The organism is Cesiribacter sp. SM1, assembly GCF_020178975.1.
Classification (GTDB): domain Bacteria; phylum Bacteroidota; class Bacteroidia; order Cytophagales; family Cyclobacteriaceae; genus Cesiribacter.
This window is the reverse complement of sequence record NZ_JAHXBU010000044.1, coordinates 145115-171539: the sequence shown is the minus strand read 5'-3', so window position 1 is coordinate 171539 and position 26425 is coordinate 145115. Positions and strand designations below refer to the sequence as shown.

The following is a 26425-nucleotide window of genomic DNA, read 5'->3' as shown; positions in this document are numbered from 1 at the left end:
TGTGCCATGCCTCATACTATCAGGGAGTCGACAAAGCGTAAGCCTGGTCAGTAAAGTCCAGGCTCTTGCTACAAGATTAGTAAAAAAAAGTCGTCACAGAACATACGAGCCTTAAGAGACTATACTGTAACCTGGCCTTCTATGGAATCATCCAGGGTTTTGCCCATGGCAGCGCCTGCAGCCATCTTGATAAAAGCAATTGCATTTCCGTGCTTGTTATCCCAGTAATAGCCATCCCTGGTTTCTACCTTAATCACAGTGATGCGGGGATCATCCACCCCTTCGGTAAACCAGGTTTTCAGGATAGGGTCCCAAAGCTCTTTAATCCTTTTCTTATCCCTGGAGATGGTGGCTACGCCCTGTACATCCAGAAAATCGGAGTGAGCCGATCCCTGAAAGAGCAGCTGTACATGCGGGTTCTTCTGTATTTCCTCATTTTTATGACTATCGTCGGCGCTTAAGAACCAGAAGTTACCTTCCTCATCGGTCTCCTGCACCGCCATAGGGCGCACACTTAGGCGTTCTTCTGTTTGCAGAAAGGTACCAAAAAAGCAGGTATCGTTTTTACCGGCTAACTCCCTGATCTTTTTTATGGCTTCAGCGCCCTGCAGATTATCATGGTTCTTTTCGGGCTGTTGGCGGTTAATGCTATTCTTCATGGTATGCTTTTTTAAATCTTAAATTCATTCCCTGTATCTGCCTTTTGCAAGGCTGACAAGCTTAAAAGGTATACCAGCATTCTCCATCAATGTTTAGGCAGCAGCGCTTTGATGAATAGATTTAACTATTTCGCAACAACAGCTTCAACACTTAGCATTCAGGAGATCAAATAGTCTTATGTTGTAATGCCCACGAACACTCATCAAAAAAATGATACAGATCTCTACATCCATCTTTTTTTTGGTACTACCAATGCTAATCATATCATCCTTAATTCAGGCAAGGAATCTGCGCAAGACCGGCGCTTATGGGGCTACGATCAGGAGTAATGCGGGTGGCTGTTTCAACTGCTGTAAATACCGCTACCCGCAGGAGGGTTGCTGTGGCCAGTGTAACAGCACAGCAGCAAACCCTCTGCCTGTTGGTACTATAGCAACTGCTTTATGAAAGTGCCTGTGGAGAAGAACTGCCTGCTGGTCCCGAGCGATCTTCGGGAAGGGGCACAAACTCCTGGTTATCGGTTGGAGGCAGCAGGATCCTGCCCTCTTTCCAGTCTGCCTTGGCCTGCTCGATGCGTTCTTTACGGGAGGATACAAAATTCCACCAGATAAAACGTTCACCCAGAGGTTCGCCACCCAGCAACATGAGCGTCGTTGCTTCTTTTGCATGTATTACAGGATCTGTACCTTTATTGAAAACCAGCATTTGTCCTGCAGCATAGCGATGCCCACTTAGCTCAATACTTCCTTTGGCTATGTAAAAGCCGCGTTCGGGATGTTCAGGGGGCAGACCAAAACGTGCTCCCTTTTCCAGCACCACATGCAGGTAAAAAAGGGGTGAGTGGGTTTTAACCCCATTTTTCAAACCAAAAGCATCCCCTGCAATCAGCCGCATCCACACACCAGTATCGGTATACACCGGCAGCTGTTCGGGTTTATAGTTTTCGAAAGAAGGTGCTGATTCCTCATCCTGTTCCGGAAGTGCCACCCAGGTCTGGATCATCTCCAGCGCTCCGCCTGCCAGTGCTGCAGGGTCTTCGAAGCGTTCAGAATGGGCAATGCCCCTGCCGGCAGTCATCCAGTTTACCTCCCCGGGACGAATCACCTGCTCCACCCCCAGGGTATCGCGATGTGTTACCTGGCCACCAAACAGGTAGCTAACGGTTGACAAGCCAATGTGCGGATGCGGCAGCACATCCATGGAAGGTGCAAGTTCGGGCCTGATGTCTACAGGGCCCGCATGATCCATAAAGATAAAAGGGCCCACCATTCTGCGCTTGCGGAAGGGAAGAATCCTGCGCACATCCATTCCGGGACCGATGGATGCTTTTCGTGCTTCTATGACAATGTCCAGCATAAGGGTTAAAAAAATCGTGTTGGCAGATAAATCAACGCGTTATAATATACTAAATGCAGGTCACTTATGCCCTATCTGTGAATAGCTCCTTCCTGTTTATTCTTCTTTAACAGATCTGTCAAAAAGGCCAGCTCGGGATCACGGCCTTCCAGCAGATCATCCGGACGCTGGGTAACTAAGAAATCCGGTTGAACGCCCACATCAGACCCCCTTCCACAAGCAGCTTTATAGCTGGCAACAGGAATAACCAGGGTAAGTTTTGAGTGAGGCAGGATGTATTCAAGGATCTCCCCCGTCAGGTCCAGCCTTTCTCCGGTGGGCTGTCCGATTATGGTGCCAAGACCGCCACATTTTACGGCAAGGGCCGTCATGTGTGCCGAAGAATAGGTGCGGGCGGAAGTAAACAGGAACAGGCGAACAGGACTGAACAGGCTGGGATCACTGATGGCAACCACAGGCTGTGCCTCAAAAACAGGTGAGTGTAAAAAATCATCTTCCTTGCTGTAGCTCCTCTCCACGCTGGCTACTGCCTTACGCATCCAGTGCGTGCTATCCAGCTGCTGTAGCAAAGGGCCTATGCGCCAGCTTTTACGGCTAATTGTGCTGTAGGGCCTGCTGGTAACATGGGCAAGGAAATAGTCACCTATAGCCGAGTTGCCTCCCCCATTTTTCCTCAGATCAAGCGCTACATTTCTGATCCCCTTGCTTTTTATAAGCTGGAAGCAGGAATCAATAAATGCTTTTGATTTTGCAAGCTGAGCATAAGAATTGATCTCCACTACTGCCAGGCTGCTTTCCGGGTACAGGTGTAATTGGCGCTGCAAACCTCCGGCAGGGAACACCAGCTTAAGAAGATCCTCTTTGCTTATACCTCCTAATTCATCCTGAAGGGTTTCTTTGCCCCTTCTGTACTGAACACTCGTAGCAGTACCCTGCAGTCCATCCAGCCAAAGCATATAGCCAAACAGGCGCTGCAGGCTTGCATTTGCTGTTTCCTCTCCGTCTGCAGACATAAGTCCTCTTAACCTGGGGAGCAGCTGCCTCACCGGCTCCCGGTTAATGGTTAAAATTTCATCGCCTCTTTGCAGAGCGCCTTTAGCAAAAGGATTTCCTTTACAATAAAGCCTGTTATTGATGATTACGACCTCCAAAGGAAAAAAGGTGCCGCCTGACTGGGTATACTGGCTAATGTCTTCTCCATCAAAGTCAACGTCAATGAAAATATGGCCATCTTTGAAACCACTTACAAAAGGAGCTATCAAACGATGAAATGCTAAGCGGTTCATTGGTTTTGTGATGCTGCTGCTGATCTGTTTCAGCTGTTCATCAGCATCTGCCTTGCTGCGGCTTTCAAACAACTTGGGGTGATTAAGCTGCAGTTGTTGATAAAGAAGATCCAGATCCTGTCTCAAAAGCCGGGGATCAATGCCTGATTGCACCGAAACACTGTTTTGTGCAAATGTAGGGATGGAAAACAGCAGGAAGGCAAAAACCAAAATCCATTTCATAGAGAGGCCCAAAAAATTAAAAGGAAGAAAAGGTTGGCATAGAGAACACAGCGTTAAAAATAAAAAATAAGCCTTGATTACTGCAAGAATAAATTGATTTATTCTAATATTTCAGAAGTCTTCTAAACAGGCCAGAGCATAGAATTGCTGCCACCTATTACGCAGTAATAGATCACCTTCAGGGTACGCAAAACTGATCGCTCTGGTCCTGTCTGTGCAATTAAAACAGCATCTTAAAAACCAAAAATTCCTGAACTTTCATCCTCGCTGCGGATGAAAGTTCAGGAACCTCCGGTAATATACATTCAGCGGTAGCCCATGCAGGCATGCCTGCTATTGCGCTACCAGCTGGGATACGTTCTTGTTGCTATGCTGCGCCAGCCACTGCTTTGCATCCTCGGGCGATGTAAAATTCTGAATTTCAATCTGCTGGTTTTGCACAGTGGTAAGCAGACTGCTTGCAGATGCTTTTCCAAAAATATCCTCGGGCATAATCACAGCCTGCTTTTTATAGCAGCCAGCCGACACTACTTTAGGCAACCACACAGTACCTGCCCATTCCTGGTCTTTTACAGCTAATACTTTCATCAACCTGATGTCTGATATCCAGTTTGTTATCCTGTGCTTTCTGGCTATCTCTATAGCTTTTTCCAAAGCTTCTCTATATTTGGCGCTGGGCACAAAACCCTTCCAGCACAAAGAGATAGCCGTGGCATTGTTTACTAATTCAATTACTACAAATTCATTCTGAAACTGTATCATAAACCAATGATTTTGGTCGATTAATTTTTGTGCGAAATAAACAAGATTCTGCAGCATCCACAATCAGAAAGCCCTGGGAGGCCCTGTAGTCAAGACCACAGGCATGTAATCTTCCTGCAGGAAGTAATGCAAAAGAAGCTCTAAAAATTTAGCCTTTTGGGGAAGTCATCCGGCAGACCTGTAATTAAGCTTTAACTAAATCACTGAGAAACAGGCAGCAAAAATCCTCCCCTCCAACGCTGCCTGTTATTTCGCGTTCTACACCCACAGGTAGTATATTTTTAAACTTAATTACAGAAGTTACCGCACAACCAGGCTTAGCAGAACCGGCAGGAGCAGATTACAGGAGCCGGTTGTTAGCAGTACCATTGCGCTAACAGTTTAAAGAGTCAGTTATCCTTTACAAACCTTAAGTTAAAACGATAGCCTTCCGGGCTGCTTTCATAAAACAGCATGGTGTGCGCAGTTCCGCCAAAACTTTCCTGTATACTAGCAGTAATGGTATCGGCTACCCAGAATTCTGCCAAATCGCCATCTGTAGGACCCAGGTTCTGGTAGATATAGCCGGCAGGCTGGGCATTAAAACCAGATGCATTATTGCCTGGCACTAAACGCCAGTTGTTTACAGATGCAAGCTTTTTAATTGCCTGCTGCTTATTTGCCCTTTGCAGGGTAAACACCACCCCCTGGCTCTCGGCAAGTGCGGTGTAATCTTCAATGGTCGGGATTCTCCAGCCTGCTGGCAACACTACTGCTGTTGCCTCTGCATAAGTATAGTACTTACCATATTCTGGTTTTTCAGCACCCGTACCATAAGGCACTCCCCCTGCTCCTTTATAATTTTCGGTAGTCCAGGTGTGCTTGCCAATCTTAGCAATGGCGTAATTTTCACCCTCTATCTGCACAGTAGTGGGCAGCGGGTCATCCTCTTCTTTGCAGGAAGATGACAACACTAAAACAAAGCTAAAAAGTAGAAGGGCAGTCGCCCTCATGCGCTCTTGCTGTTTTACCTTGTGGGCCATAAAAAATAGAAATGAAGGGTACAGAAAAACCTGCAGAAAAATACAACTCCACCACTAATACACGCAAGAGCGAAGTGAATATTACAAAACCGAAGAATAATTTTTTACACCATCTTGTTTCAGGCCTCTATTGCTTTTCAGCTTAAACCAGATGGGTCCGGCTGGCGGTTAAGGTCCGGGCGTTTTCAGCTGGCGCCTCCTCCATACAATCAGGATCTCGCCTGTTCCTCAACAGCAGGTACAGGAGCGGAAACAGCAGGGCAGTTATAAACAGGCTTAGCCATTCGTAAAGCACCCCGGTCTGTACCTCTTCCAGCTTTAAGATGCCCGTACCACTAAAGCCATAAAGCAGCCGGTACACTATGTTACCTCCCCAGTGGATGCCGGTACATAACCATATTGCGCCTGTTTTATAAACTGCATAGGCAAGGCTCAGGCCCAGAACTGCAGAAAACAAGGTATTTATAAGACTGAAGCCTTCATTCCAGGCATCGTCGAGGCAATAAAGCAGGGTAGTCAGCAGTACAAACAGGCTCATAAGGCCTGCTCTACGGCAAAAGGCATAGCAGTAGCCCCTGATACTAACGTCGTTAAGAATAGCCGCAAAGAACATAGCCAGCAGCGCCTGCCCCAGCATGGGCAAATAATAGGATGGCGCGGTGAAACCATCAACACTGAACTTTCCAAGGCCCCAGAAGGCAATATACTTCAATGCCCAGGTAGCGAAACCCAGCAGGAAACCAACCCCCAGCTCTCCCAGCCACCCCTGTTTCCGGGGCATGGCAAGCTCCCTTAGGTTTTTAAGTTTCAGCAGGTAGCGGCACACAAGGAAAGTAAGCACAAAAAAGCCCAGCCAGTACCCAAACCAGTGCTGCACCTGGAATTGAAAAAGGCGGGGAAGTCCGTTCACGTACAGGTTAAGGCACAGAAAGCCCAGACCCCAGACAGCAACTGTATTCAGGTTTTTCATTTTTTCCGGATATTCGGGACTAATATCTGAAGTTTGCCACACATTTTATAAACATGGGTCTAACTATCAGACGAAAAATATAAGCTTTCTGCAAGAAACTGATAATAAGAAATTTATAAATTAACGGTTAAGCTATCTTTAAAGGTGCTGATGTTTACAATAACAAAAAAAACCAGTCCCTAATTATCAGGGACTGGTTTTTTGATTGGTGATATCCTTTAATGCCGGACATTGGTGTATTCATCAGGAGATGAATACATACTACTATTAGTCAATATCAGCTCCGGCTGCATCAGTAGTTTCGATAACACCATTCAATACGTGAATCACACCGTTAGAGGCTTCAACATCTGATTTTACAATCTGCGCGCCACCAACATACACAACGGTACCATTCATTTCAATATTTACAGGAATGTCTTCTTCCTCTCCTCTGTCTATAAACGAATTATCATTGAAAGATGCGGAAGATGTTTCCTGTGGCAGAATGTGCATGTTTACAAATTCCATCAGTTCCGTTCTGTTCTGTGGGGCTACTAATTCTGCCAGACGTTCCTGCGACAGTTGGTTAAATGCTGCATTTGTTGGAATAAACAAAGTAACCGGATCTGCCATCTTAAGGGAAGTGGCTAAACCTGATAGTTCTACAAGTTCCACAAAAGTGGATAGATTAGGGTTTGTTCTTGCCAGAGAAAGAACATCATACTGTTCTGTATCAGCCACATCATCAAACATATCGTCATACTCCAACTGTGTATTGGCCATGTTATCCCTGGCTGTAGTCATAATGGTAGTATCTGCAACTACATCTGTATCAGTTACTACTACTGTTGAACCATCTGGTGTGGTACCAGAAGCCACTTCTGTTTCAGTTACTACCACCTGGGTAGGTTCCAAACCTGTATTATCACTTACTTCTCCTGAACTGGTGCAACCAAACATTGCTGCGGATAATACCGCTGATGCTGCAAAAAATTTTAAATATCTCTTTTTCATAGTTTTCCTGTTTAATTAATTTTAAAAAATTGGAATAATCCCACTATATTATACTTGTTAAAAGAAAAAGGGTTACAAAACAGGTTTCATGGCGTAAAAAGTCCCTATTCTTAGTCAATACTGCATTTTTCGTGATGATCGTTTTCTGTGCCTAACAGAATACTTTCTGAAATACGTTAAAATTGCAGGTGTATGTTGTATAGTATAGTGCATCTTACAGCATAATCCATCAGCTGTTCCTTGTTTAAGATTGCCTGTTCACCCTGACTATACCCCACCCCGCATAGCACCTATTGATATCCATTTTTATACAACAAAAAAGGACTGGTTCATCAAACAACCAAAGGAATTTTTCACCTGTGGCTGTTGGCAAACCAGTCCCTCCTATAAAACTTGATTATTTATTCTTCTCCAGCCCCTTCCTCTTCTGGGGCAGGCGTAAACTCCTTGTTGGCTTTTTCAACCCTGCTGTTAAATTTATCCAGCATGTTCTTGATGAGATCCTCATTATCAGAAGCATTAGAATAAACCTCAAGCAGGCCTGTTTCCACTTCTTTATCTGGTGTGTTCATCAGGTTCACTTCAAGTTGGGCCACTTTCTGAACCAGCGCTACCTGGCTGTTATGTAAATCTTCCAGGGAAGATTTAATAGAATTCAACTGATCTAACTTTGCTGCATCCATGACTTTAAATTTAAAGATTCGACATGTAATCAGATAGCAAAAGATGGCTGACTGATGGTCCGTTTACGTGTTAACAGTGCATTTAGTTGATTTACAGCAAAAACAGCAGCGTCTACTATCTCTGTCAGCACAGATCTTTGAATTGCTCTCAAGGCCAGGACTACTGCCAGAATGTGTACCCCTGCAAGGGCAGCACTTCATTTAAATTAAAAGCCCGGGATTTAAAAAATAAGCCCCCTTTGGGAAGTGTTATTTTCAGGCTAAAGTTAAAAAGGGCTCTAAAGCCAATCAGGCTTCGCAAAGCGCTTTTAGTTTCTCCAGTGCCTTGGGCCACAGTGCTGAAAACATCTCCCTGAATTCCTGATTGGCATCCATATCTACTGATAAAAGCGTACTGCCATTCCGGTTCTCAAAGCTGTAGTTCTCCAAAGATCCTGCCCAGTTTTCCACCTCTTTACCAGTTGTAATTTCCCTGCCGTTCTGATAAAGCCCCAGGTGCTCTATCGACACATACTTATGAGGGATGTTTTCTTTTATACGGCTTACCATTCCTCCCTGCTCCCCATTCTCGCCGGCACCTATAAATAGAATTTTAGAGCCCTTTTCCCAGGATCCCTCATAATGTGAATCGGGATTAAATACCGCTGTCCAGGCTGTATAATGTTCCTGGTCTAACATGGTGTTGTACACTTTTTCAGCCGGGGCATCGATCAGGATCTCAAAATGCAGCTGTTCCATTTCAGCAGACTCCTCTACATACTTTTTGAAGTTATCGAGGATAGCCTGCCAGCCAGCCTGCTGCATTTCTGCGGGATGAGCGGTATCTGCATCAAAGGTTTCTGTTACGGTAGTCCGATCCTCCTTTTCTTCAAACACAATTTTGACTTTTCTTCCATCAGGCATGCTGTAGGAGATTAGCTGCCGGGGTACTACAGCATCGTAAGTTCCCTCGAAGTCGAAGCCAAAGCTACCGTCCCTGGCTTCCATCCTGGAGAGGAATTTGCCGCCCGGCCGAAGATCATTTTCTGCCCTGCTGGTGTGCCAGTCGCCGGAGGCATTGTTCCAGTGAATGATATGATGAGGACCAGTCCAGAGCCTCCATACATTGTCTACAGGCGCATTGATAGTTGCTGCTACCGTAAGGGCTTTTTTTGCTACAGTTTCCATGGGGTATCAAGATTAAGGTTGTGTTAATATAAATATCTACAGGCAAATCTAAAATGAAAATTTTGTAGCTATGGGGTGCAAAAACGGCAAAGAAAGGGCTGTATGCGACATCCTTGTTTTGCTGTTGGCAGGGTGCTGTTGTGTGGCAAGCCAGCGGGTGGTCTCCTGTTGGCCTGATGCCTGGCCCCACTAAAAAAGCACTCAAAAACTGCCGGGCTTCTCTCTCTTTTGTGTAGATGCTCACAGGATTGGGTAATCATTGTTTAATTTTTGTTTTGCTTTCAGCTCTGGCAGGAAAGTATCATTTTAAAGAAATCTAGTGTCATTTTTTAGAGCACGCTTTTTTATCATCAGTCATGGTAACATTTCAGAATTTAGTATTGCTGGCCTTCTTTGTAATCTTCTGCAGCACCTATGCCACCGCCCAGCAGGCAGCTGCACCACTGCGTGTTATGTCTTACAACATTCGCCTGGATACCCCCGCTGACAAAGAAGACCAGTGGCCCCACCGGAAAGAGCGGGTAACTGGCCTGATCCGCTATCACCAGCCAGATTTACTGGGCGTACAGGAAGCACTGCCCCAGCAGGTAAAGCAGCTGGCAGAAGCTTTACCACAGTATGCATGGTATGGCGTGGGCAGGGACGACGGCAAGGAAAGCGGTGAATTTTCGGCTGTATTTTATAATAAAGATAAGTTCCAGGTTCAGGACAGTGGAACCTTCTGGTTATCGCCGCAACCCAACCAGCCCAGCAAAGGATGGGATGCCGCCATTGTTCGCATCTGCAGCTGGGTAAAATTAAAGCACAAGCAAACGGGTGGTGTATTTTATCACTATAACACCCATTTCGATCATGTAGGAGTAAAGGCCCGCGAAAACAGTGCTACGCTGCTTACAAACAAGATCAGGGAAATTGCCGGCAACAGCCCCTTTATCTTAACCGGTGATTTTAATACTACCCAGGATAGCCAGGCCTACGCTAACCTTATCAAAAGCGGTGAGCTGCTTGATACCGAAACCATATCTGAAAGCGGGCACTACGGCCCATCCGGCACCTTTAGCACCTTTGACGTACAAAACGAACTGGGAAAAAAGATAGACTATATTTTCGTTTCAAAGCATTTTTCTGTGCTTCAGCACGCTACGCTAACAGATGCACAAAACGGAAAATACCCCTCCGACCATTTGCCGGTAATTGCTGTGGTTACGCCAGAACTAAAGGATTAAAAAGTATTTTCAGGAACAGCATGGGCTTGCGCTCGCCAGCTTCCATACAAAGCCTGCATGATCAGGCAACATATTAACCCATAAACAACTCAAGATCATTACCTTACAAAAACACAAATGTAGCTTCCGGACTTAATAATGGCCCCTCCCCGTATAGTTAATTTCAAAAAATTAACCATATATTTATATTAACCAAAGCACAGCCTTATGATGGGATCCTTTGTGCATTTCTTAAGGGCCGGCAGCACTGCACGCGCTACAGCTGCTTTAGCAGCAGTGGTTATCATCAGCATGCTTGCTGCCGCCTGCACCAGCCGGGAATCTACCCCCACCTACAGTGCTTTTATGGATACAACCGTATCAGTGTATGGTCCATACAGGGTAGTTAAACTGCCAATAGTTAAGGGGGTTAAAACTGCCAATCCAATACAGCTGGCAAGCGGCCCCGCTGAGGTTCTCTATGCCGCGAACCAGACGGGTGAAGTTTATTCTTTGCACGATACCGATAAAGATGGGCTTGAAGATGAAGCCAGGCTTTACTGCAATGTAAAAGATTATGGACTGCGCTCTCCCTCGGGCTTTACCCACAGAGGGGATACCATCTATATTGGCACTGCCCAGCAGGTACGGGCATTTCTGGATACTGATGGCGACCTGAAAGCTGATACAAGCTGGGTATTCTTTGATGAGATCCCCAACAGTGAACATCCCTATGAATGGACCTGTGGCCTTAATTTTGGCCCGGATGGCTGGCTTTACCTGGCACTGACAACAGACTCATGGAATGCATCACCCTCACCAGATCCGAATGGTTACCGCGGCTCCATTCTGCGCATTTCTCCTGATGGTAAAAAGGCAGAAGCCGTAGCCACCGGCATCCGCTCTGTGTACGATATGAGCTTTGATCAAAAGGGAGACCTGCTTTTTATTGACAATGAAGGCGGCGGAAATCCACAGGAAGAGCTGAACCTCCTGGTAAAAAACAGCTTCTATGGGCACAATCCTGCAAAATACACTTTTAGGTCTATAACAGCACCTGTGTATGCGCTGCAAACGGAAATGGCTCCTTCCGGTATTGAATTTAACAAAGCGGATAATGACTTTGGCGGCACCGCCGGAAATCTTTTTGTATCTTTTTATGGGCCTGGCGAACGATGGAGCCGTGGTGGTGTGGGCCGTGTTGTAATTCAGCAGCTGCCCGATGGCAGTTACACTTACCAGGAATATCCTGTAGCCGATATCCCCAAGCTATCGAACCTGGCCTTTGGCAAAGATGGTGCGCTGTACCTCTCGCAACACGGAAAAGCAGACTACTGGTACAATGCAATTTATGAGAACGAAGGGGCTTTCTATAAACTGGTTTATGATCCTGCGCTTTCAGAAAAACCAGTAAAAGTAAGGGCCGGGCTTACTAAGACATTCTCAAAAAACTCCCTGGAAGCCGGTAAACAGTTATTTGCAGAACGTGCCTGCCTGGGCTGCCATGCTGTAGACGGGGCAACAGAGCTACTGGGCCCCAACCTGAAGGATGTGGCAAAACGGCTAAACAGAACCGAAATCCTGGAAGAAATCCTTAGCCCCTCAGAGCGGATCAAGCCCAGCATGATGGCCCTGCGGGTACACAAAACAAACGGGCAGTCGCTCATTGGCAGGGTGGTTAATGCAAATGAAGAGCAGATCTCCCTGATGATGACAGGCAATCATGTGGTGCAGATCAATCGCAGTGACATTCTTAAAACAGAAGATGAAAAAAAATCACTGATGTACGAGGGCCTCCTTACATCTTTAACCGATTCAGAAAAAGAGGCTCTGCTGGATTACATTGTTAGTCTAAGCGAATAAAAAGAATGTCTTGTTGATGGGCTACGTCAAGTGACTCCTGCTGACCACTTATAGCCTTTGCAATCAACATCAGCCCGGCCCTTTTTCATAGCAGCCAGTACTGCCAGCATGTAATAAAAAAAGCTGGTATTGTGCCCTGAAAAGATATGCATGTTACAACAACCACACCACCAGGCACTATTCATGCCTCTTCACACAAGCTGTGTTTCCCTAAAGCCCTGGTAAACACTACAATTATTACTTACCAAAATACTGTAAACAATCCTGATATTGTAAATACTTACCCATGTAGTGATTGGGGCTGCCTTACCAGCCATCTTTAGGCGGAAAGAGAGAGGTTTGTGATTCGGCCTGATGGAATCCTCCTGTATTAGACTAAATGAGGAAATCCTGGCAAAACAAGAATTCAAACACTTATGATTTCAGCTCCATTACCGGCAAACGAAGAGCAGCGCCTGGAGGCTCTATCCCGTTACAATATTATGGATACGCCTGTTGAGCAAGCCTACGAAGAGCTTGTGCAGCTTGCCTCCCAGATATGCGAAGCACCGATTTCCCTGGTATCTCTTTTAGATGAAGACAGACAGTGGTTTAAAGCACAAGTGGGCCTGGAGGCAAAAGAAACACCACGAGGTCTGGCTTTTTGTGCGCATGCAATTCAGAAAAACGAAATTTTTGAGGTGCCTGATGCATTGGCCGACGAGCGTTTTCATGATAACCCACTGGTAAGCGGTGAAACCGGCATCCGCTTTTATGCCGGAATGCCGCTGGAAACCCCAGATGGCTACAACCTGGGCACCCTCTGTGTAATTGATACAAAGCCCAAAACCCTCACAAAGGAGCAACGCTTTGCCCTTACCACCTTAGCCAAACAGGTAATCAAACAAATGGAGCTTACCCTAAAGGTTGAAAACCTGGGGCAGGCTAACGTACAACTGGAAGCACAGCGAAAAAACATTATCGACAGCATCCATTATGGCAAGCGTATACAGCAGGCCATGATGCCAAAGATGGCCACCATACAGGCCCACCTGCCGCAGTGCTTTTCGCTGCTGATGCCTCGCGATATTTTAAGTGGCGATTTCTACTACTTTACCGAAAAAGACGAACAGCTGTACCTGGCAGTAGCAGACTGTACCGGACACGGGGTACCGGGCGCTTTTATGAGCGCTATTGGTCATGAGCTGCTGAATGAAATCATTATTCAGCGTAAGGTAACAGAGCCTGCTGAAATACTGAACCGCCTGCACGACAGGGTAGTAAGTGCACTGAACCAGGAAGAAAGCCGCAACCAGGACGGCATGGAGATTGCCCTCTGCAGGATAGACCTGAAAAAGAGGGAAATTATATTTGCAGGTGCCAGAAGGCCGCTTTACAAAGTTTCCGAAGCCGGTGAGCTTTCTGTACTGGCCGGAGACAAACTTGGCATAGGTGGTACCCATGTAGTGGGTGTAAGCAGAAACTATAGCCAGCACACCCTTACCATAGATGAAAGAAGTACCTACTATTTTGCATCTGATGGCCTGCAGGACCAGTACGGGGGCGAAAAGAACAAGAAACTGGGCAGGAAAGGACTGCAAGCCCTGCTCATAGAAGCTAGCAAAGTGGATATCCATCAACAGCAGGCACTACTGAAAGAGGCTGTTCTTAGCTGGAAGGCAAAGCATAAGCAAATAGATGATATTCTGCTTTTCGGCTTTAAAGCCTGATGTACCAGCAGCCCTTTAACAATTGCGCTTTAAGAAAATGGTCAGGTATCAAAAATACCTAACCATTTTTATTGCATGCAGAAACCAGCATGAAAAGCTGCTTAATGCTTTCCGGAGTACAATATGCTCATTACAGATCAATGCGTTGTATGCGAACTGCATTGAGTATTGCCAGCAACGCTACGCCTACATCGGCAATTACAGCCTCCCACAGGCTGGCAACACCACCAGCGCCTAAAGCTAACACCACCAGTTTAACTGTCATGGCAAGTATTATATTCTGCCAAACAATGTTACGGGTAATTTTGCCTGCCCTGATGGAAGCGGCTATTTTAGAGGGCTGGTCGTTCTGGATAACAATATCGGCAGTTTCTATAGTTGCATCGCTGCCTAAACCGCCCATGGCGATGCCTGCATCTGCCAGGGCTACCACCGGCGCATCGTTAACGCCATCGCCTGCAAAAGCCACTGATCCTCCCCTGCTTTTTATCTGCTGCAGCTTTTCCACCTTTCCCTCCGGAAGCAGGTTGCCCCAGGCTTCATCCACTCCCACAGATTTAGCCACCTGGTCTACAACACTTTGCTTGTCTCCCGACAGCACCACTGTTTTGATGTTAAGCCTGTGCAGCTGCTTAATGGCTTGTGCGGCATCTTCCTTAAGCTCATCTGCAATTACAATGTAACCCGCATAACTGTTACCAAAAGCAATGGCCACAAGGGTATCTGCTATGCCATCCAGCTCGGCAGGATAAGAGACTGAAAACTGCTTTAACAGCTTTAGATTACCCGCCAGCAGCATTTTACCTGCTACCTCCCCTTTCATGCCATGCCCGGCTATTTCCTCTACATTCTTTACTTCGGGCTGGCTTGCAGATTTACCGGCATATTCCGTTACGGCCTTCGCCACCGGGTGAGTGGAGTACTTTTCCAGGGCGGCCGCCAGGGCTATCAGCTCGGCTGCTTCCATCACCGGGCTTACCACTTTCTGAACCCTGAACACCCCTTTGGTAAGGGTGCCGGTTTTGTCCATAACAACTGTGTTTACTTTTGCCATTACATCCAGGAAATTACCACCCTTGAACAAGATGCCGTTCCTGGAGGCTAAACCTATACCCCCGAAATAGCCCAGCGGTATGGAAACGACCAGGGCGCAGGGGCAGCTGATTACCAGAAACACCAAAGCACGGTAGAGCCATTCGTTAAACACATAATCGTCTGTGAAAAAGTAAGGCAGCAGGCAAACCGCCAGTGCCAGGAAAAAGACAATAGGGGTATACACCTTTGCAAAGCGCGAGATAAAAAGCTGGGTTTGCGATTTACGGGCTGTTGCATCCTGTACCATCGCTAATATTTTACTTAGCTTGCTATCCCTGAACAGGGAATTCACCTCTACTTCTGCTACTGTATTGAGGTTGATCATACCGGCCAGCACCGTTTCTCCCCTGTGTTTAGTATCGGGTACACTTTCTCCTGTTAAGGCAGCTGTGTTAAAGGAAGCCGAAGCCGATCGGAGGGTACCATCAAGCGCCACTCTTTCACCAGGCTTCATCTGTATGGTCTCTCCCAGTTCCACATCCCTGGGATTTACCACCGCTACGGTACCTCCTCTTAACACCCGCACCTCATCAGGCCTTATATCCAGCAGCGCTTTTATGCTTAGTTTAGCCCGTTTTACTGCCGAACCCTGGAACCACTCCCCTATCTGGTAAAAGACCATTACAGCAACACCTTCGCTGTATTCGCCAATGTAAAAGGCACCCAGGGTGGCCACACTCATCAGTACAAACTCATTGAAAACATCTCCCCGCTTTGCCTTTCTAAAGGCAAGGGAAAGTACCTCCCGGCCTGCCAGTAAATAAGCTACCGCATGTACCAGCAGGTCTGCCGGTGCTGGCAGGCTAAGGCCAAAACCCCATTTCATCACCAGCACAGCCACCAGTATAAAGAGGGCCAGCAGCAGGTCCCAGTGTTTTTTCCAGCCGGCAATTTCTACCGCTCCCGGGCTGTTGCCATGGTTGTGCGCATGCTGTTGCTGCTGTTCGGAGACTGGCTTAGCAGGCTTTTTACGCACCTCAGCCCCTTCATGACTGCAGCAGGCAGATTCTTCTATATCTGTATCTGTAATTTTATTATGTTCTATCATAATTTGCGATTAATAACAGCCCCTTTTTCAGGCGCCAGCGAATATTAATATTCTTCAACAGGATGAAAGGCAACAGCTTTCACCACCTATAACCCTATTTTTCCTTCGGCCCAGTATGCCTGGGTCTTTATGTTTTTACTACTAACGTTCTGCAGCCTTAAGGCTTTTCTGAAAACCTGTATGGAAGCAGCATTTCCCAACAGGTAAAAAACCGCCTTTTCCAGGTAAGCGGGATAGGTTTCCCTTAAGTAAACACCAATGGTCTCCGCAGAATTACCACAGAACTCCTTCTTTACTATAGTTTTTACGGATAAATCCAGTTCAGGGGGGAGTCTTAAATTTTCACCATCCAGTTCCACCATTCCTGTATAGGCCTGGTGCTGTTCCTTTATCCTTCGGGCCATACGGCTAAACAGCCCCAGGGCTGTTTCGTCTCCAAAGAAAAAGTGCAGGGTTTTAGAAGGCTGAAACAACTTTTTGCCCCTTGGTATGATCATTTTAAGAGAGTCGCCCTGGCGGAGGTCCCGTGAAAACTTACTACCCGGACCCTTCCCGTGCATATAAAATATAACATCGCACAAGCCCTTTTCCTCACAAACAGAGGCTGGTGTATAGTTACGAAAGTCACATTCGTTTACCCGGAATGCCACTGCATGGCCTATAGAGAAATCAGCTTTACTGAAATCTCCCCGGAACGTTACTCTTTTTAATGCGGAACCCAGGTATTCTGTTGCACAAACACTTACAGGAATATACTTGGAGGCCAATACTGTTTCCATTGTATCGCCTACCCATTTTGGTACTCTTGGCATAATCATACAGCTTATTGGTACTCACCTGCCCCGCCCCCAGCTTTCGGGAGTGCCCGCAGGCCAAATTTTGCATTGTGCTCCTCATGTTTAGGAACAGTACAAAACAACAGCATACCGGGGCTGTAAACAATGCCGCATTCTATGTAATAGCTGGACTATTCGCGGTACTGCTTTCTAAAGCGCTGTGGCGAAATACCGGCTGTTTTGCCAAAGAGGCGAATGAAATAGGTGTGATCATCGTAGCCCAGGGCATGCGCTATTTCTTTAACAGTGTGTTCGGTGTAAAACAGCATGCGCTTGGCTTCCAGTATAATCTCCTGCTGAATCCAGTAGCTCACAGGGTAGCCACTTGTTTGCTTTACTGCTTCATTTAAGTAAGAGGGTGAAATATGTAGGCTTGCAGCGTAGTCAGACGGGCTCTTCATGCTTCTGAAGTTTTGCAGCAGCAGGCTTCTGAACTGGCGCGTAATGGCTGCGGTACGCAAGTGTGCCTGGCCTGATGACTGCTCCCGGCTGTAGTACAGAGAAGCAAACTGGCTGATACAGGCATCCATCAGGGATCGCAGCATGTGGTGATGAAAATGGAGCTGGCTCCCTTTCTCGTAGACTTCCTGCAGAAGGACGATATTGCTGGCAAGCGTGCAGGCCTGCTGATGACTGAGCGGAATGGGCTTATTTATCTCTGCAGACTCTTCAAAAACAGGGCGAAAAACTTCGCTTAACCAGGAGGCATCTACTGCTATAAACCAGGCAAGCGACTGTGTGGCAGCAATGCCATAGTGTACCTGCCCCGGAAGGATGCAAAACACAGCAGCGCCCTCGATACTTACCTCTTTAAAGTCTACCATAACTTTAGAGGTGCCCTTTTCCTGGAAAACAAAAATATAATGATCATCCCGGTGAGCAGTCTGCAAAGAAGACTCTCCTGCCTGGAAACTCTCTACCTGCAGTATTTCGAGCCCACTTTTGTTCCGCTCCTGGATGGAATAAACCGGGATTGATGCTTTTTCTCTTTCTTTCACTTCTACAAAGTTAAGCCTGCCTGCAGTTAGGAGGTATTTACAGGGCAAAGCTACAAAAATTAAAAACACTGGACTTTTTCAGGTAAAGCTTTCTGCAGGTACAAGTGCGCAGTTAAGCACCCTAACGTTCAGGCAAATCAAAGCTACAGGGGCATAAAGTTAGTAGCAGCGTAATTTGTACCCCATGAGGAAACAGGCTTGTAATGTGGAAAGCACAAAGCAGGTGAAAACCAGTCTACAACAGCCCTGCATGAAAAGCCCAGGCAACAAGCTCGTTGGTATTTTTAAGCTTAAGCTTGTGGAGCATATTGCGCCGGTGGGTCATGATGGTTGTTTCGCTGATATGAAGGGCTTCGGCTATTTCACTACTGGTATTGCCATTTGCCAGCATCACCAAAATTTCAATCTCCCGGGGAGTAAGAGATCCTGCCTTTACTTTGTTGTGCAGGTATGTACGTGAGAGGCAAGTCTCGTAATATCCATGCCCGTTCCTGTAGGAGATAAGTAGCTTAATCGGGTGAGATTCCGCAAAATCAGCTTCGCCGGCCTGGGCATAAAATGACTGCTCCAGGATGATCTTTCCTTTGTTATCCAGCTTTAGTGCACTACTCTGCTGGTCTATTTTCAACCATTTGCCCGATGCTGTTTTAATCCTGTAATTATAGTGAAATGAAAATTTCAGCACATCCTTACCTTTATGCTCGCAGATATAGCCCACAATGTCAGGCATCAGTTTCAGCGCTACAATTTCCATGTCATGAGGATGCATGTGCATCTCCAGGAACTTCCTGTGATCGAGCTGTTTGAAAGCAACAGCAGGAATACCTATGATGGATTCTACATTCGGACTTATGTAGTCGTACTTAAAGGTCAGATGATTGAAAATAGAAACGATAACAGGCCCCGCTGACAGAACAGCATTAAGGGGCCCTGCATTTTCCAGGGACAATTCAAAAGCTGCCGTCTCACCAGGATCTGCCGTTAATTTACGCAACTCATCTGCTAAACTTTGAATTATAGCTTTTGTGCCCAAGCAACTTTAACTTTTAGAAGCAAATCCTGAATTTTTCGCAGAAATATACTTAATAATGAGGATGTTATCAAAGCAAGCAACTAAATATCTTTAACCCATCGGCTGACAAATTATAACAGGTTTCAGCGCAAAGAATGGCCGGGAATTCAGGAAAAAAACTTGCCCGATTGCGCTCAGTAAACCATGCATAAAAAATTAGGCCAGAGCAGGAGTACTATCTTTTCACACCCGGCCTTTAAAATGGCCAGTTCCCTCCCGGAGAACTGGCCTTCTTTTTTATCTGTACAAATTTTTCCGCCTGGCCTGCTGCTTAATTTCCGCCTGCACGGTTCAGCTCTTCAAGGTTAGAGTTCCTGCGCTGGGCATCGAACTGCTCTCCCTTACTAAAGCGATAGCGCAGACTTAGGCTGATGCTGCGATTGAAGAAATACTGGTTAAACTGGTTTACATTACCGCTAACATTGGCACCACCCACCACACGCTGGCCGCGGAACAGGTCATTTGCATTCACGCTGATATCCAGTTTATCGTCTAGCAGGCTTTTCTTGAGGCCAAGGTTTACCCACCACTGTTTTTGAATACGGTACAGTCCCCATGCCACCGGCCCCTGGTAGCCGGCATTTACCTCCATGCGCACACCCCATGGCAGCTGCAGGTTATGGTTAGACTGCAGCATGTAAAACACCTGGTCATTCAGTACCTGCTCCCCATCTATGGATGTGCTATACTCCTGGTAAGCCACCACCGCTGTATTGTTGGTATCCCATTTCTTCAGGATTTTAACAGGCACAATAACTGTTGCACTTAAGTTCTGGGCATCGTCCACATTATCGCGGTTAAAAGTGGTAGTGTTAGTTTCCACATCCTGGTAGGGTACTTCGGCAATAAAATCTTTGGTTAACTGGTACTCCAGCACCAGGTTGTAGGTTTGCTTAAAGGTTTGCGTTACCCCAACAGCATGGGTATACTGCGGCCGCAAAAAAGGATTTCCCTGCGCCCAGGTAAAGGGATCGAGGTAAAAAATAAAGGGATTTAGCTGATCATAATCAGGCCGCTGAATGCGACGGCTGTAGTTGTATTTAACCTCGTAATTATCGTTCACCTTTTGCTGTATAAAAAGACTGGGGAACAGGTTCAGGTACTCGCGTTCGGTAACCTGGCCTGTGGTTCTTGACTCACCCCTGGAAATGGTCTGCTCTGCACGCAAACCTGCCTGTACACTAAAACGATCACTATACTTCTTATTCAGGTTCAGGTAGGCTGCATAAATAGACTCCCTGTATATAAAGTGGTTGGAACGTGCAGGATCTTCCACTGGTACTTCCTGATTATTGAAGTAAAAGCGCAGGTCGTTATCGGAGATTACGCGGCTCACCTTCGCACCAGCCTCCATTTTAAGACCACTGCGGAATGGATGCGCAAAGTCTACTTTTGCGGCATATATATCATAACCACTGGGATTATTGCTGATCAGGTTATCGGTATAGGCAGGCTCTTCTCCTACCATTGGCACATACAGGTTATCAAAGCTGGCCTTTGACTTGTCCTGTATTTTTACATAATCCAGGTCTGCAGTAATGGTGGTGCCCAGGGTATCCAGCGTACCACTGTAGTGCAGGTTGGTGGTATAATTGGCATACCGCATGCTGGTAAAGTTGTTTGCATCAATATAAAGGGCAGGCTGCCCCGGGGCTGGACCAATATAAGTATCTGTCTGAAAATCAAAAGTAGCATCCTGGGCTACAATGTTCGCCATAAAGCCTAAACTGTGGCGGTCATTAAGTTTATAATCAGAGCCAAAACGTACCGATGGCACATCCCTGAACACATTTTCGCGTGCTTTCTGATCAAGGTAGGTACTCTCCTGCTCACTGTTGAATACCCTGGTGAAGGTACCGCGGCGTCCCCTGGCCCTGCGGGCCACATCCAGGTTTACAAACATATTCCAGGGGCCGTTTTTATAATTAATGTTGCCCCCACCTGCATAGCTATGCAGGTTGTTGTAGGTGTAGCTGCCATACACACTGCCGTTCATGCCGCGCTGATCGTTCTTTTTTAGGTTGATGTTGAGTATACCGGAAGAGCCTTCTGCATCGTATTTGGCAGAGGGGTTGGTGATGATCTCGATATTCTTGATGTTTTCTGCCGACATACCCTCCAGCATGGTGCGCAGGTCTTTGGCCGACATATAGGTCAGGCGGCCATCTAGCATAATGGTAGCACCGGCCTTACCATTTAGCTGTACGTTGCCATCCTGGTCTATGAACACGCCCGGAGATTTGGAAAGCACATCAAAAGCTGTGCTGCCGGCGGCCAGGGCAGTGCCCTCTATGCTTACCACCATTTTATCGGCTTCCTGCGTTATGGTTGGCCGCAGGGCCTGTACGGTAACTTCTTCCAGGGTTTCCACCTCCTCCTGCATGGTAATAGCACCAAAGTCTTTGGTAAAAGCTGTACCTGTAACGGTAAAGGGAGCTGTTTTCTGCTCCTTAAAACCAATGGCACTCAGGCGCAGCACATAAGTACCCTCCGGAGGAGCAGCAATGCTAAAAACACCATCGCCATTGGTAACAGCACCGCTCTGGAGCGAAGCATCTGCTGCACGCAGAAGGGCCACATTGGCGTAGGCAACAGGGGCACCCGACTGGTCCTGCAGCTTACCCGTTATGCCAGTTTGCCGGGCATCTGGCCGGGCATAAGCCGCCGTAGCAAAGCATATTGACAGGAGCCAAAAATTAACTATGTATAGATTCTTCATAGACAGTAACTTTACCCGAAGGTGCCGGAATTTTGAAAAAGGCAAAACAAGATTTACACCAGCGGTTAGTAAGCGGAGCAAGTGGATTTTTTAGTAAGACTGCTGTATCGCAGTTTTATTACAATACCTGAAAAAGAGGTTTGCTGCTACTATAAGCACAGGCAGGCACAAGCCGCTGTACAGCAGCTTAGGAGATTGGAGAATATTGAGCATTAAAAAAACTAGCACCCCTGCGTGCAGCACCCGGAGGTATTGGCCTATTGAACAACTGCAGCAAAGCCATCTTCAAAAACAGGCTTTTCACTGCCATCGAGCAGGCGAACATAATCTACCGCACCAGCACCGTGAAATTTCAGGTTAACACCCATTACCCGCCCTACAGGTTTTGTATAGGTAAGGGTGTAGATCTGCCGATCGTTCAGGTACAGGCTTACATGCTTATCTTTTACCCGGCACTGCAGCTTATTCCACTCCGACAGATCGGCACCAAAGGCAGAAAGATCCTTGTTTTTGCCCCGTACACCTACATCGCTGAAATTCAGGCTCAGGTTGCCCACACAACCGGGAGCGGATAGCGAAAATGCCATCACCCCTTGTTCTCCATCAATCAGTACTCTTACCTCCTGGCAAAGCTGTCCGCCTGCTTCAGGACTGTTTTTTACAGCAGCTTCAAAAGTGAAATTATCTGCATCAACACCAAAGTCCCGGACGTTGGTATAAACCATGGCATAATCTTTTGAGGTATCTACCTTCTTAGCCTCCAGCAATTGTGGTGAAACATGTAAGGCACCCCCGTCAGTAAGCTGCTCCGGCAAAATGTACAGGGGTTTGTCATATCCTTCACGCTCCACAATGCCCAGCCATCCTTCGGTAGGCACCAGCAGGCTATGCTCCTTCACCACCTGGTTGTTAAGGATGAGCTTTGCATGGAAATGACCGGGATAATAGTATACAGAGGTGTGCTGCCTGTTTTCGCTACTGATCCGCTCTCTTCTGCCAGGGTCCCAGTTCTGCTGAATAAATGCGCTGTCGAAGTGCTGGCCTGAGAGGTTATAGTTAAAAACCACTGTATTGGGAATACCTTTTGCCAGTGGTTCGCTGTTAAACTCAATAGCGCCTGTTAGCACAGGTGCAGCCTCTTTTTCTTTGGCTGCATAAAAAAGTATGCCCGCAGCAACAATGAGCAGCACCGTCAGGTAAGGCACCCACAGCCTGCTACTTTTCAATGAAGATGGATCAAGCTTTGATGCAGGCTGACTGGCCTCCACTACAGCTGCACTGACAGGCGCATGATGCTCCGGGATAGCTGATGTTTCTTCGGCATCCAGCTGTAGTTTAAAAGCCCTCCAGTTTTCATACCCTAAGTACAAGGCCAGTGCATTAAGTGTGCTTGCAGATGGGCTACCGCTGTAGTTAACCTTTCCCCACAGTCTTTTAAGTGTGGTAACACTTAAGCTTATGCCGGTTGCTCCCAGGATTTTCTCGGCTGCTTCCTGAAAATCAGCCTGCGACCAGGCTGCACTACTCCCCCAGCCCAGCTTCTCCTCTACCAGCTCGCGGCAGCGCTCCAGGTAATATGCATCAGGTTTTAAGTCAGCGTTCATGCTTACACAGGATTGAACAGAATTGAACAGGTTCTGAACAGGCTTTTTGCCCCCTTTCAGCCTATTTGCTTTTCAATTACAAATTATAAAAATCTAGCACCTAAAACGATGGCTTATCTTAAAGTTTATTCCAATCCGGTAATGCCGCTTGCCTGGCTCTTTTTCATGCTCCTGCTGCTCTGTGATAACATACTCTTTGCACAGAATAATGAAGTTATTCCGGAACTGGATGGCATTCATGATACCTCTTTATGGACACTTAGCAGGCGCCAGGCCACCTATCAGAACGGCGAGGTACATTTAGATGCAAAGCTAAGCGATGGCATCCTGTGGCTTAAAGACCTTGAGTTTTCTGATGGCACCATCAGCTTTAGTGTAAAGGGTAAAGACGATCCGGGAAAAAGCTTTGTGGGACTGGCCTTTCATGGCCAGAACGACAGCACCTATGAGGCTGTATATTTCCGTCCCTTTAACTTCAGGAACCCCGATAGGAAAGCACATGCGGTACAGTACATCTCACATCCTGCTTACCCCTGGGATAAACTAAGACGCAGCCACCCCGGCAAATATGAAAATGCCATACAGCCAGTTGTAGATCCTAATGAGTGGTTCCAGGTAAGGATTGAAGTAGACCGTCCCCTGATCAGGGTATATGTAAATGGGGTACAGGAACCCTCGCTGGAGGTAACGCAGCTCATCAGCAACGGAAAGGGCTGGGTTGGCTTCTGGGTTGGCTATAATTCAGAGGGCAGCTTTAAAGACTTGAAGATTAAGCCCGCCGCTAGCGCACAATAACTGTAGGCAGATCATTCTTATGCTTCGCAGTCCTCTTTCTGATTGCTGCACTACAACAACAGTCTGTACCAGGTAATATTGTTAAAGCGGAGTTATACATTGGTACATACAGGGCAGTTTAACAAGCACTAGTAGTTCCTGGCATAGAGCAGCACACCATTGAGCAGGGGGCGTTCAAAAGCATATGAGAGACCTTTGCCTACATATGATTTATCGGGCGTTGAAATAAAGAAAGAAGCCGAATTGGGTACCTGAAAGCCCCAGGTACCGGAAGGCTTAAGCTCACCCGGCAAAATAATGGATACATGGCCGATCCCCTCCTGGTTCAGGTAAATGGCTACAACTGCTTTGCCTGCATTGGCAAGCTCCTGCGCCTGAACCAGGGCTGTTTGCTCAAAACCTTTTCCCAGCAAGCTCCACTTTTGGTTCTCCTTCAGGTAAGAGGCTATTTCGCTCACCAGCAGATGCCGGCCAAGTTCTTTGGAGTAAAAGTCATTGACTTTGTAAACAGTACTAAGTGCACTGCCTATAAACTTATTACATGGATTAATGCCGGCAGTAACTACATTATCGCAGGCCCTGAACTGTTCTAAGTCCCTGTTCAGGTCCTGCATCCAGTTTTTGTTTGTCTGCTGTGCATGCGTGGCAAAACAGAAAAAGAAAGAGCATAAAACAATAATTAATCCTTTTTCCATAGACCAGAACATTAAATCTTAAACAGCTGATTAAGCATTTATCAGCAACGCAAACCTGCGGAATGTGGCATTAACATGCTTTCTGATGTAGCAGGATATAGTACATGTGTGGCGAATCCTTCATAAAAACACCTGTACCTGCTTCTGCTAAGGGTTTATGTGTAGGTAATTAATAAGTTCAGGTTTCAGACTCAGAGCATGAAAAGCAGCCAGCCAGAGGGAGTACAGTTCCAGCGCTAAGGCAGCCGTTTATCGACAAAATATGCCTGTTCATCAACTAAATAACAATAGAAGACCTTTATGCTTTTGATGGTGCTGTATTACAGGCTATATTATGCTTAAACTTTTTTAGCACCAAAGCCCCGACGCCATGAAGGATTTTTCAGCTTTGCTTTTAACCCTGTACCTTGTACTCTTAGCGCCCGCCATGCTGCAGGCACAGGATACAACGGCAGTACCTGCACCAGCCCATCAGCCAGCAAATGGACTACTCGGTGAATACTACAATGGTACAAACTTTGAAAACAAGGTATATTCACGAATCGACGATGTGATAAATTTCTCCTACACCAGGCAAAGTCCTGCCCCGGGTGTAAGAGGCGAATACTACTCAATTCGCTGGACGGGCAGCCTTTACGCCCCTGTAACGGGCACTTATAAACTAAGTGTGCGGGTAGACGATGGCATCAGGGTATGGCTGAACGGGGTAAAAATTCTGGATCAGTGGAAACTGCAGGAAACCACCACCTATTCCGGCCAACTGGAGCTGAAAGGAGGCAAACACTACCCACTCAAAATTGAATACTACAATGGCCCTATTCATGGGGTAATGCAGCTAATGTGGGAAATGCCGGAAGAAGAATACAATCTCTTCAGCTTTTTCAGGAATGACAGAACCAGAAAGCCCATTCCAAATCAATACTTGTTCCGGAAACCCCCTACAAAAGAACCCTCCACAGCCATTGCAGGTATCAGCAGGCAGGAGGTGGTAAATGATTCGGCAAATGCTGTGCAAGTCCGGCCAGCGCAGGAAAAAACTGTAGCAAAGCAGGCCCCGGCACCACAACAGTCAGCACAAAATACAGCAACAGCAGCCCCTGCTGTTTTAAGAAACAGTATACATAACGATGAAACTGCTACAGCCCAGGAACTGAGGGAGGAAGACATTTTTGAAAATCTAAAGCCCGGCACAACCATACCACTGGAAAACGTACTTTTTGAACAGGGAAAGTATGTTTTACTTCGGGAGTCATCCGGGGCTTTAGATAAACTCACCCGAACGCTTGTCAAATACCCCCATCTGAAGATCAGGATAGAAGGCCACACCGATAATGTGGGTGATCCTGCCATCAACCATTCACTTTCGGTATACCGGGCAAAAGCAGTGGCCACCTACCTGCACGAGCATGGCATTGATCCCCTCCGCATTGAAATTGATGGCTATGGCAGCAGCCGCCCCCTTGCAGACAATAGCACAGAAGAAGGCAGAGCCAGAAACCGGAGGGTTCAATTTGTTGTGAGATAAGCTTCCTTAGGCCTGTAGAACTTTAGAATGAGCCTCTGTGCTATTTATTTAACAGCTCGCTTTTTGTTGTAAAGCTGTACTACTTTAGGCATATCCTACAATTTGTACTCCCCGTTTCTAATTTTTTCCAGCTATTT

21 protein-coding genes are annotated in these 26425 nt (G+C 46.7%); 5 read left to right on the top strand and 16 right to left on the bottom strand.

All coding sequences use genetic code 11. From position 1 onward, the window contains the following. Positions 1–119: 119 nt before the first annotated feature. The 9 genes from KWJ01_RS09005 to KWJ01_RS28290 form a co-directional block, all read right to left on the bottom strand. Positions 120–659: a pyridoxamine 5'-phosphate oxidase family protein gene (locus tag KWJ01_RS09005; RefSeq protein ID WP_224996100.1), complete on the bottom strand. Its 540-nt coding sequence runs from the start codon at positions 657–659 to the stop codon at positions 120–122. 442 nt (positions 660–1101) lie between these two features. Beyond that, positions 1102–2016, bottom strand: coding sequence for a pirin family protein (locus KWJ01_RS09000; protein ID WP_224996099.1), 915 nt, complete (start codon positions 2014–2016; stop codon positions 1102–1104). A 71-nt stretch (positions 2017–2087) separates the two neighbouring features. Beyond that, on the bottom strand, positions 2088–3524 hold the full coding sequence (locus KWJ01_RS08995) for a S41 family peptidase (protein ID WP_224996098.1): 1437 nt from the start codon (positions 3522–3524) through the stop codon (positions 2088–2090). A gap of 333 nt (positions 3525–3857) precedes the next feature. After that, entirely contained in the window at positions 3858–4286 is a 429-nt protein-coding gene (locus KWJ01_RS08990; RefSeq protein ID WP_224996097.1) for a hypothetical protein, read from the bottom strand. Between the two features lie 389 nt (positions 4287–4675). Continuing rightward, positions 4676–5308 carry a fibrobacter succinogenes major paralogous domain-containing protein gene (locus KWJ01_RS08985; protein ID WP_224996096.1) on the bottom strand — a complete coding sequence of 211 codons (633 nt, stop codon included), beginning with the start codon at positions 5306–5308 and terminating at the stop codon, positions 4676–4678. A 142-nt stretch (positions 5309–5450) separates the two neighbouring features. Next, complete coding sequence (locus KWJ01_RS08980) at positions 5451–6278, bottom strand: CPBP family intramembrane glutamic endopeptidase (protein WP_224996095.1); 828 nt, start codon at positions 6276–6278, stop codon at positions 5451–5453. Positions 6279–6545: 267 nt separating this feature from the next. After that, positions 6546–7274 (bottom strand): fasciclin domain-containing protein, encoded by a 729-nt coding sequence (locus KWJ01_RS08975; RefSeq protein WP_224996094.1) that lies wholly within the window; start codon positions 7272–7274, stop codon positions 6546–6548. 401 nt (positions 7275–7675) lie between these two features. After that, the gene (locus KWJ01_RS08970) at positions 7676–7957 is read right to left on the bottom strand and encodes a hypothetical protein (protein ID WP_224996093.1); all 282 of its coding nucleotides are present in this window, start codon (positions 7955–7957) and stop codon (positions 7676–7678) included. Between the two features lie 288 nt (positions 7958–8245). Further along, positions 8246–9124 (bottom strand): SRPBCC family protein, encoded by an 879-nt coding sequence (locus KWJ01_RS28290; RefSeq protein ID WP_370634690.1) that lies wholly within the window; start codon positions 9122–9124, stop codon positions 8246–8248. Positions 9125–9480: 356 nt separating this feature from the next. Here KWJ01_RS28290 and KWJ01_RS08955 point away from each other — a divergent pair, with 356 nt between their 5' ends. The 3 genes from KWJ01_RS08955 to KWJ01_RS08945 all read left to right on the top strand — a co-directional run bounded on the left by KWJ01_RS08955 (position 9481) and on the right by KWJ01_RS08945 (position 13901). Then, the gene (locus KWJ01_RS08955) at positions 9481–10350 is read left to right on the top strand and encodes an endonuclease/exonuclease/phosphatase family protein (RefSeq protein ID WP_224996092.1); all 870 of its coding nucleotides are present in this window, start codon (positions 9481–9483) and stop codon (positions 10348–10350) included. A 207-nt stretch (positions 10351–10557) separates the two neighbouring features. Next, the gene (locus KWJ01_RS08950; protein ID WP_224996091.1) at positions 10558–12192 is read left to right on the top strand and encodes a PQQ-dependent sugar dehydrogenase; all 1635 of its coding nucleotides are present in this window, start codon (positions 10558–10560) and stop codon (positions 12190–12192) included. Positions 12193–12608: 416 nt separating this feature from the next. After that, a complete protein-coding gene (locus KWJ01_RS08945) occupies positions 12609–13901 on the top strand; it encodes a PP2C family protein-serine/threonine phosphatase (RefSeq protein ID WP_224996090.1) in 1293 nt (430 codons plus the stop codon). A 130-nt stretch (positions 13902–14031) separates the two neighbouring features. Here KWJ01_RS08945 and KWJ01_RS08940 read toward each other — a convergent pair whose 3' ends face one another. The 6 genes from KWJ01_RS08940 to KWJ01_RS08915 all read right to left on the bottom strand — a co-directional run bounded on the left by KWJ01_RS08940 (position 14032) and on the right by KWJ01_RS08915 (position 23273). Then, entirely contained in the window at positions 14032–16044 is a 2013-nt protein-coding gene (locus tag KWJ01_RS08940) for a heavy metal translocating P-type ATPase (protein ID WP_224996089.1), read from the bottom strand. 86 nt (positions 16045–16130) lie between these two features. Further along, entirely contained in the window at positions 16131–16856 is a 726-nt protein-coding gene (locus KWJ01_RS08935) for a siderophore-interacting protein (RefSeq protein ID WP_224996088.1), read from the bottom strand. Positions 16857–17011: 155 nt separating this feature from the next. Beyond that, on the bottom strand, positions 17012–17878 hold the full coding sequence (locus KWJ01_RS08930) for a helix-turn-helix domain-containing protein (RefSeq protein WP_224996087.1): 867 nt from the start codon (positions 17876–17878) through the stop codon (positions 17012–17014). Positions 17879–18113: 235 nt separating this feature from the next. Then, entirely contained in the window at positions 18114–18872 is a 759-nt protein-coding gene (locus KWJ01_RS08925; RefSeq protein WP_224996086.1) for a LuxR C-terminal-related transcriptional regulator, read from the bottom strand. A gap of 349 nt (positions 18873–19221) precedes the next feature. Next, positions 19222–21669, bottom strand: coding sequence for an outer membrane beta-barrel family protein (locus KWJ01_RS08920; RefSeq protein WP_224996085.1), 2448 nt, complete (start codon positions 21667–21669; stop codon positions 19222–19224). A 257-nt stretch (positions 21670–21926) separates the two neighbouring features. Next, positions 21927–23273 (bottom strand): hypothetical protein, encoded by a 1347-nt coding sequence (locus KWJ01_RS08915; protein ID WP_224996084.1) that lies wholly within the window; start codon positions 23271–23273, stop codon positions 21927–21929. A 108-nt stretch (positions 23274–23381) separates the two neighbouring features. On the opposite strand from KWJ01_RS08915, the gene KWJ01_RS08910 reads away from it, so the two are divergent. Beyond that, complete coding sequence (locus tag KWJ01_RS08910) at positions 23382–24068, top strand: family 16 glycoside hydrolase (protein ID WP_224996083.1); 687 nt, start codon at positions 23382–23384, stop codon at positions 24066–24068. Between the two features lie 128 nt (positions 24069–24196). Here KWJ01_RS08910 and KWJ01_RS08905 read toward each other — a convergent pair whose 3' ends face one another. Then, positions 24197–24763: a hypothetical protein gene (locus KWJ01_RS08905; RefSeq protein WP_224996082.1), complete on the bottom strand. Its 567-nt coding sequence runs from the start codon at positions 24761–24763 to the stop codon at positions 24197–24199. 370 nt (positions 24764–25133) lie between these two features. On the opposite strand from KWJ01_RS08905, the gene KWJ01_RS08900 reads away from it, so the two are divergent. Continuing rightward, positions 25134–26288: a PA14 domain-containing protein gene (locus KWJ01_RS08900; protein ID WP_224996081.1), complete on the top strand. Its 1155-nt coding sequence runs from the start codon at positions 25134–25136 to the stop codon at positions 26286–26288. Positions 26289–26425: the final 137 nt, after the last annotated feature.

Excerpts from the sequence above, each read along its gene's own strand:
- KWJ01_RS08905 (WP_224996082.1), bottom strand. The coding sequence starts at position 24,763 with ATGGAAAAAGGATTAATTATTGTTTTATGCTCTTTCTTTTTCTGTTTT.
- KWJ01_RS08955 (WP_224996092.1), top strand. The coding sequence starts at position 9,481 with ATGGTAACATTTCAGAATTTAGTATTGCTGGCCTTCTTTGTAATCTTC.
- KWJ01_RS08970 (WP_224996093.1), bottom strand. The coding sequence starts at position 7,957 with ATGGATGCAGCAAAGTTAGATCAGTTGAATTCTATTAAATCTTCCCTG.
- KWJ01_RS08980 (WP_224996095.1), bottom strand. The coding sequence starts at position 6,278 with ATGAAAAACCTGAATACAGTTGCTGTCTGGGGTCTGGGCTTTCTGTGC.
- KWJ01_RS08910 (WP_224996083.1), top strand. The coding sequence starts at position 23,382 with ATGGCTTATCTTAAAGTTTATTCCAATCCGGTAATGCCGCTTGCCTGG.
- KWJ01_RS09005 (WP_224996100.1), bottom strand. The coding sequence starts at position 659 with ATGAAGAATAGCATTAACCGCCAACAGCCCGAAAAGAACCATGATAAT.
- KWJ01_RS08920 (WP_224996085.1), bottom strand. The coding sequence starts at position 21,669 with ATGAAGAATCTATACATAGTTAATTTTTGGCTCCTGTCAATATGCTTT.
- KWJ01_RS08950 (WP_224996091.1), top strand. The coding sequence starts at position 10,558 with ATGATGGGATCCTTTGTGCATTTCTTAAGGGCCGGCAGCACTGCACGC.
- KWJ01_RS08935 (WP_224996088.1), bottom strand. The coding sequence starts at position 16,856 with ATGCCAAGAGTACCAAAATGGGTAGGCGATACAATGGAAACAGTATTG.
- KWJ01_RS28290 (WP_370634690.1), bottom strand. The coding sequence starts at position 9,124 with ATGGAAACTGTAGCAAAAAAAGCCCTTACGGTAGCAGCAACTATCAAT.
- KWJ01_RS08975 (WP_224996094.1), bottom strand. The coding sequence starts at position 7,274 with ATGAAAAAGAGATATTTAAAATTTTTTGCAGCATCAGCGGTATTATCC.
- KWJ01_RS08940 (WP_224996089.1), bottom strand. The coding sequence starts at position 16,044 with ATGATAGAACATAATAAAATTACAGATACAGATATAGAAGAATCTGCC.
- KWJ01_RS08945 (WP_224996090.1), top strand. The coding sequence starts at position 12,609 with ATGATTTCAGCTCCATTACCGGCAAACGAAGAGCAGCGCCTGGAGGCT.
- KWJ01_RS09000 (WP_224996099.1), bottom strand. The coding sequence starts at position 2,016 with ATGCTGGACATTGTCATAGAAGCACGAAAAGCATCCATCGGTCCCGGA.
- KWJ01_RS08985 (WP_224996096.1), bottom strand. The coding sequence starts at position 5,308 with ATGGCCCACAAGGTAAAACAGCAAGAGCGCATGAGGGCGACTGCCCTT.
- KWJ01_RS08995 (WP_224996098.1), bottom strand. The coding sequence starts at position 3,524 with ATGAAATGGATTTTGGTTTTTGCCTTCCTGCTGTTTTCCATCCCTACA.
- KWJ01_RS08900 (WP_224996081.1), top strand. The coding sequence starts at position 25,134 with ATGAAGGATTTTTCAGCTTTGCTTTTAACCCTGTACCTTGTACTCTTA.
- KWJ01_RS08915 (WP_224996084.1), bottom strand. The coding sequence starts at position 23,273 with ATGAACGCTGACTTAAAACCTGATGCATATTACCTGGAGCGCTGCCGC.
- KWJ01_RS08990 (WP_224996097.1), bottom strand. The coding sequence starts at position 4,286 with ATGATACAGTTTCAGAATGAATTTGTAGTAATTGAATTAGTAAACAAT.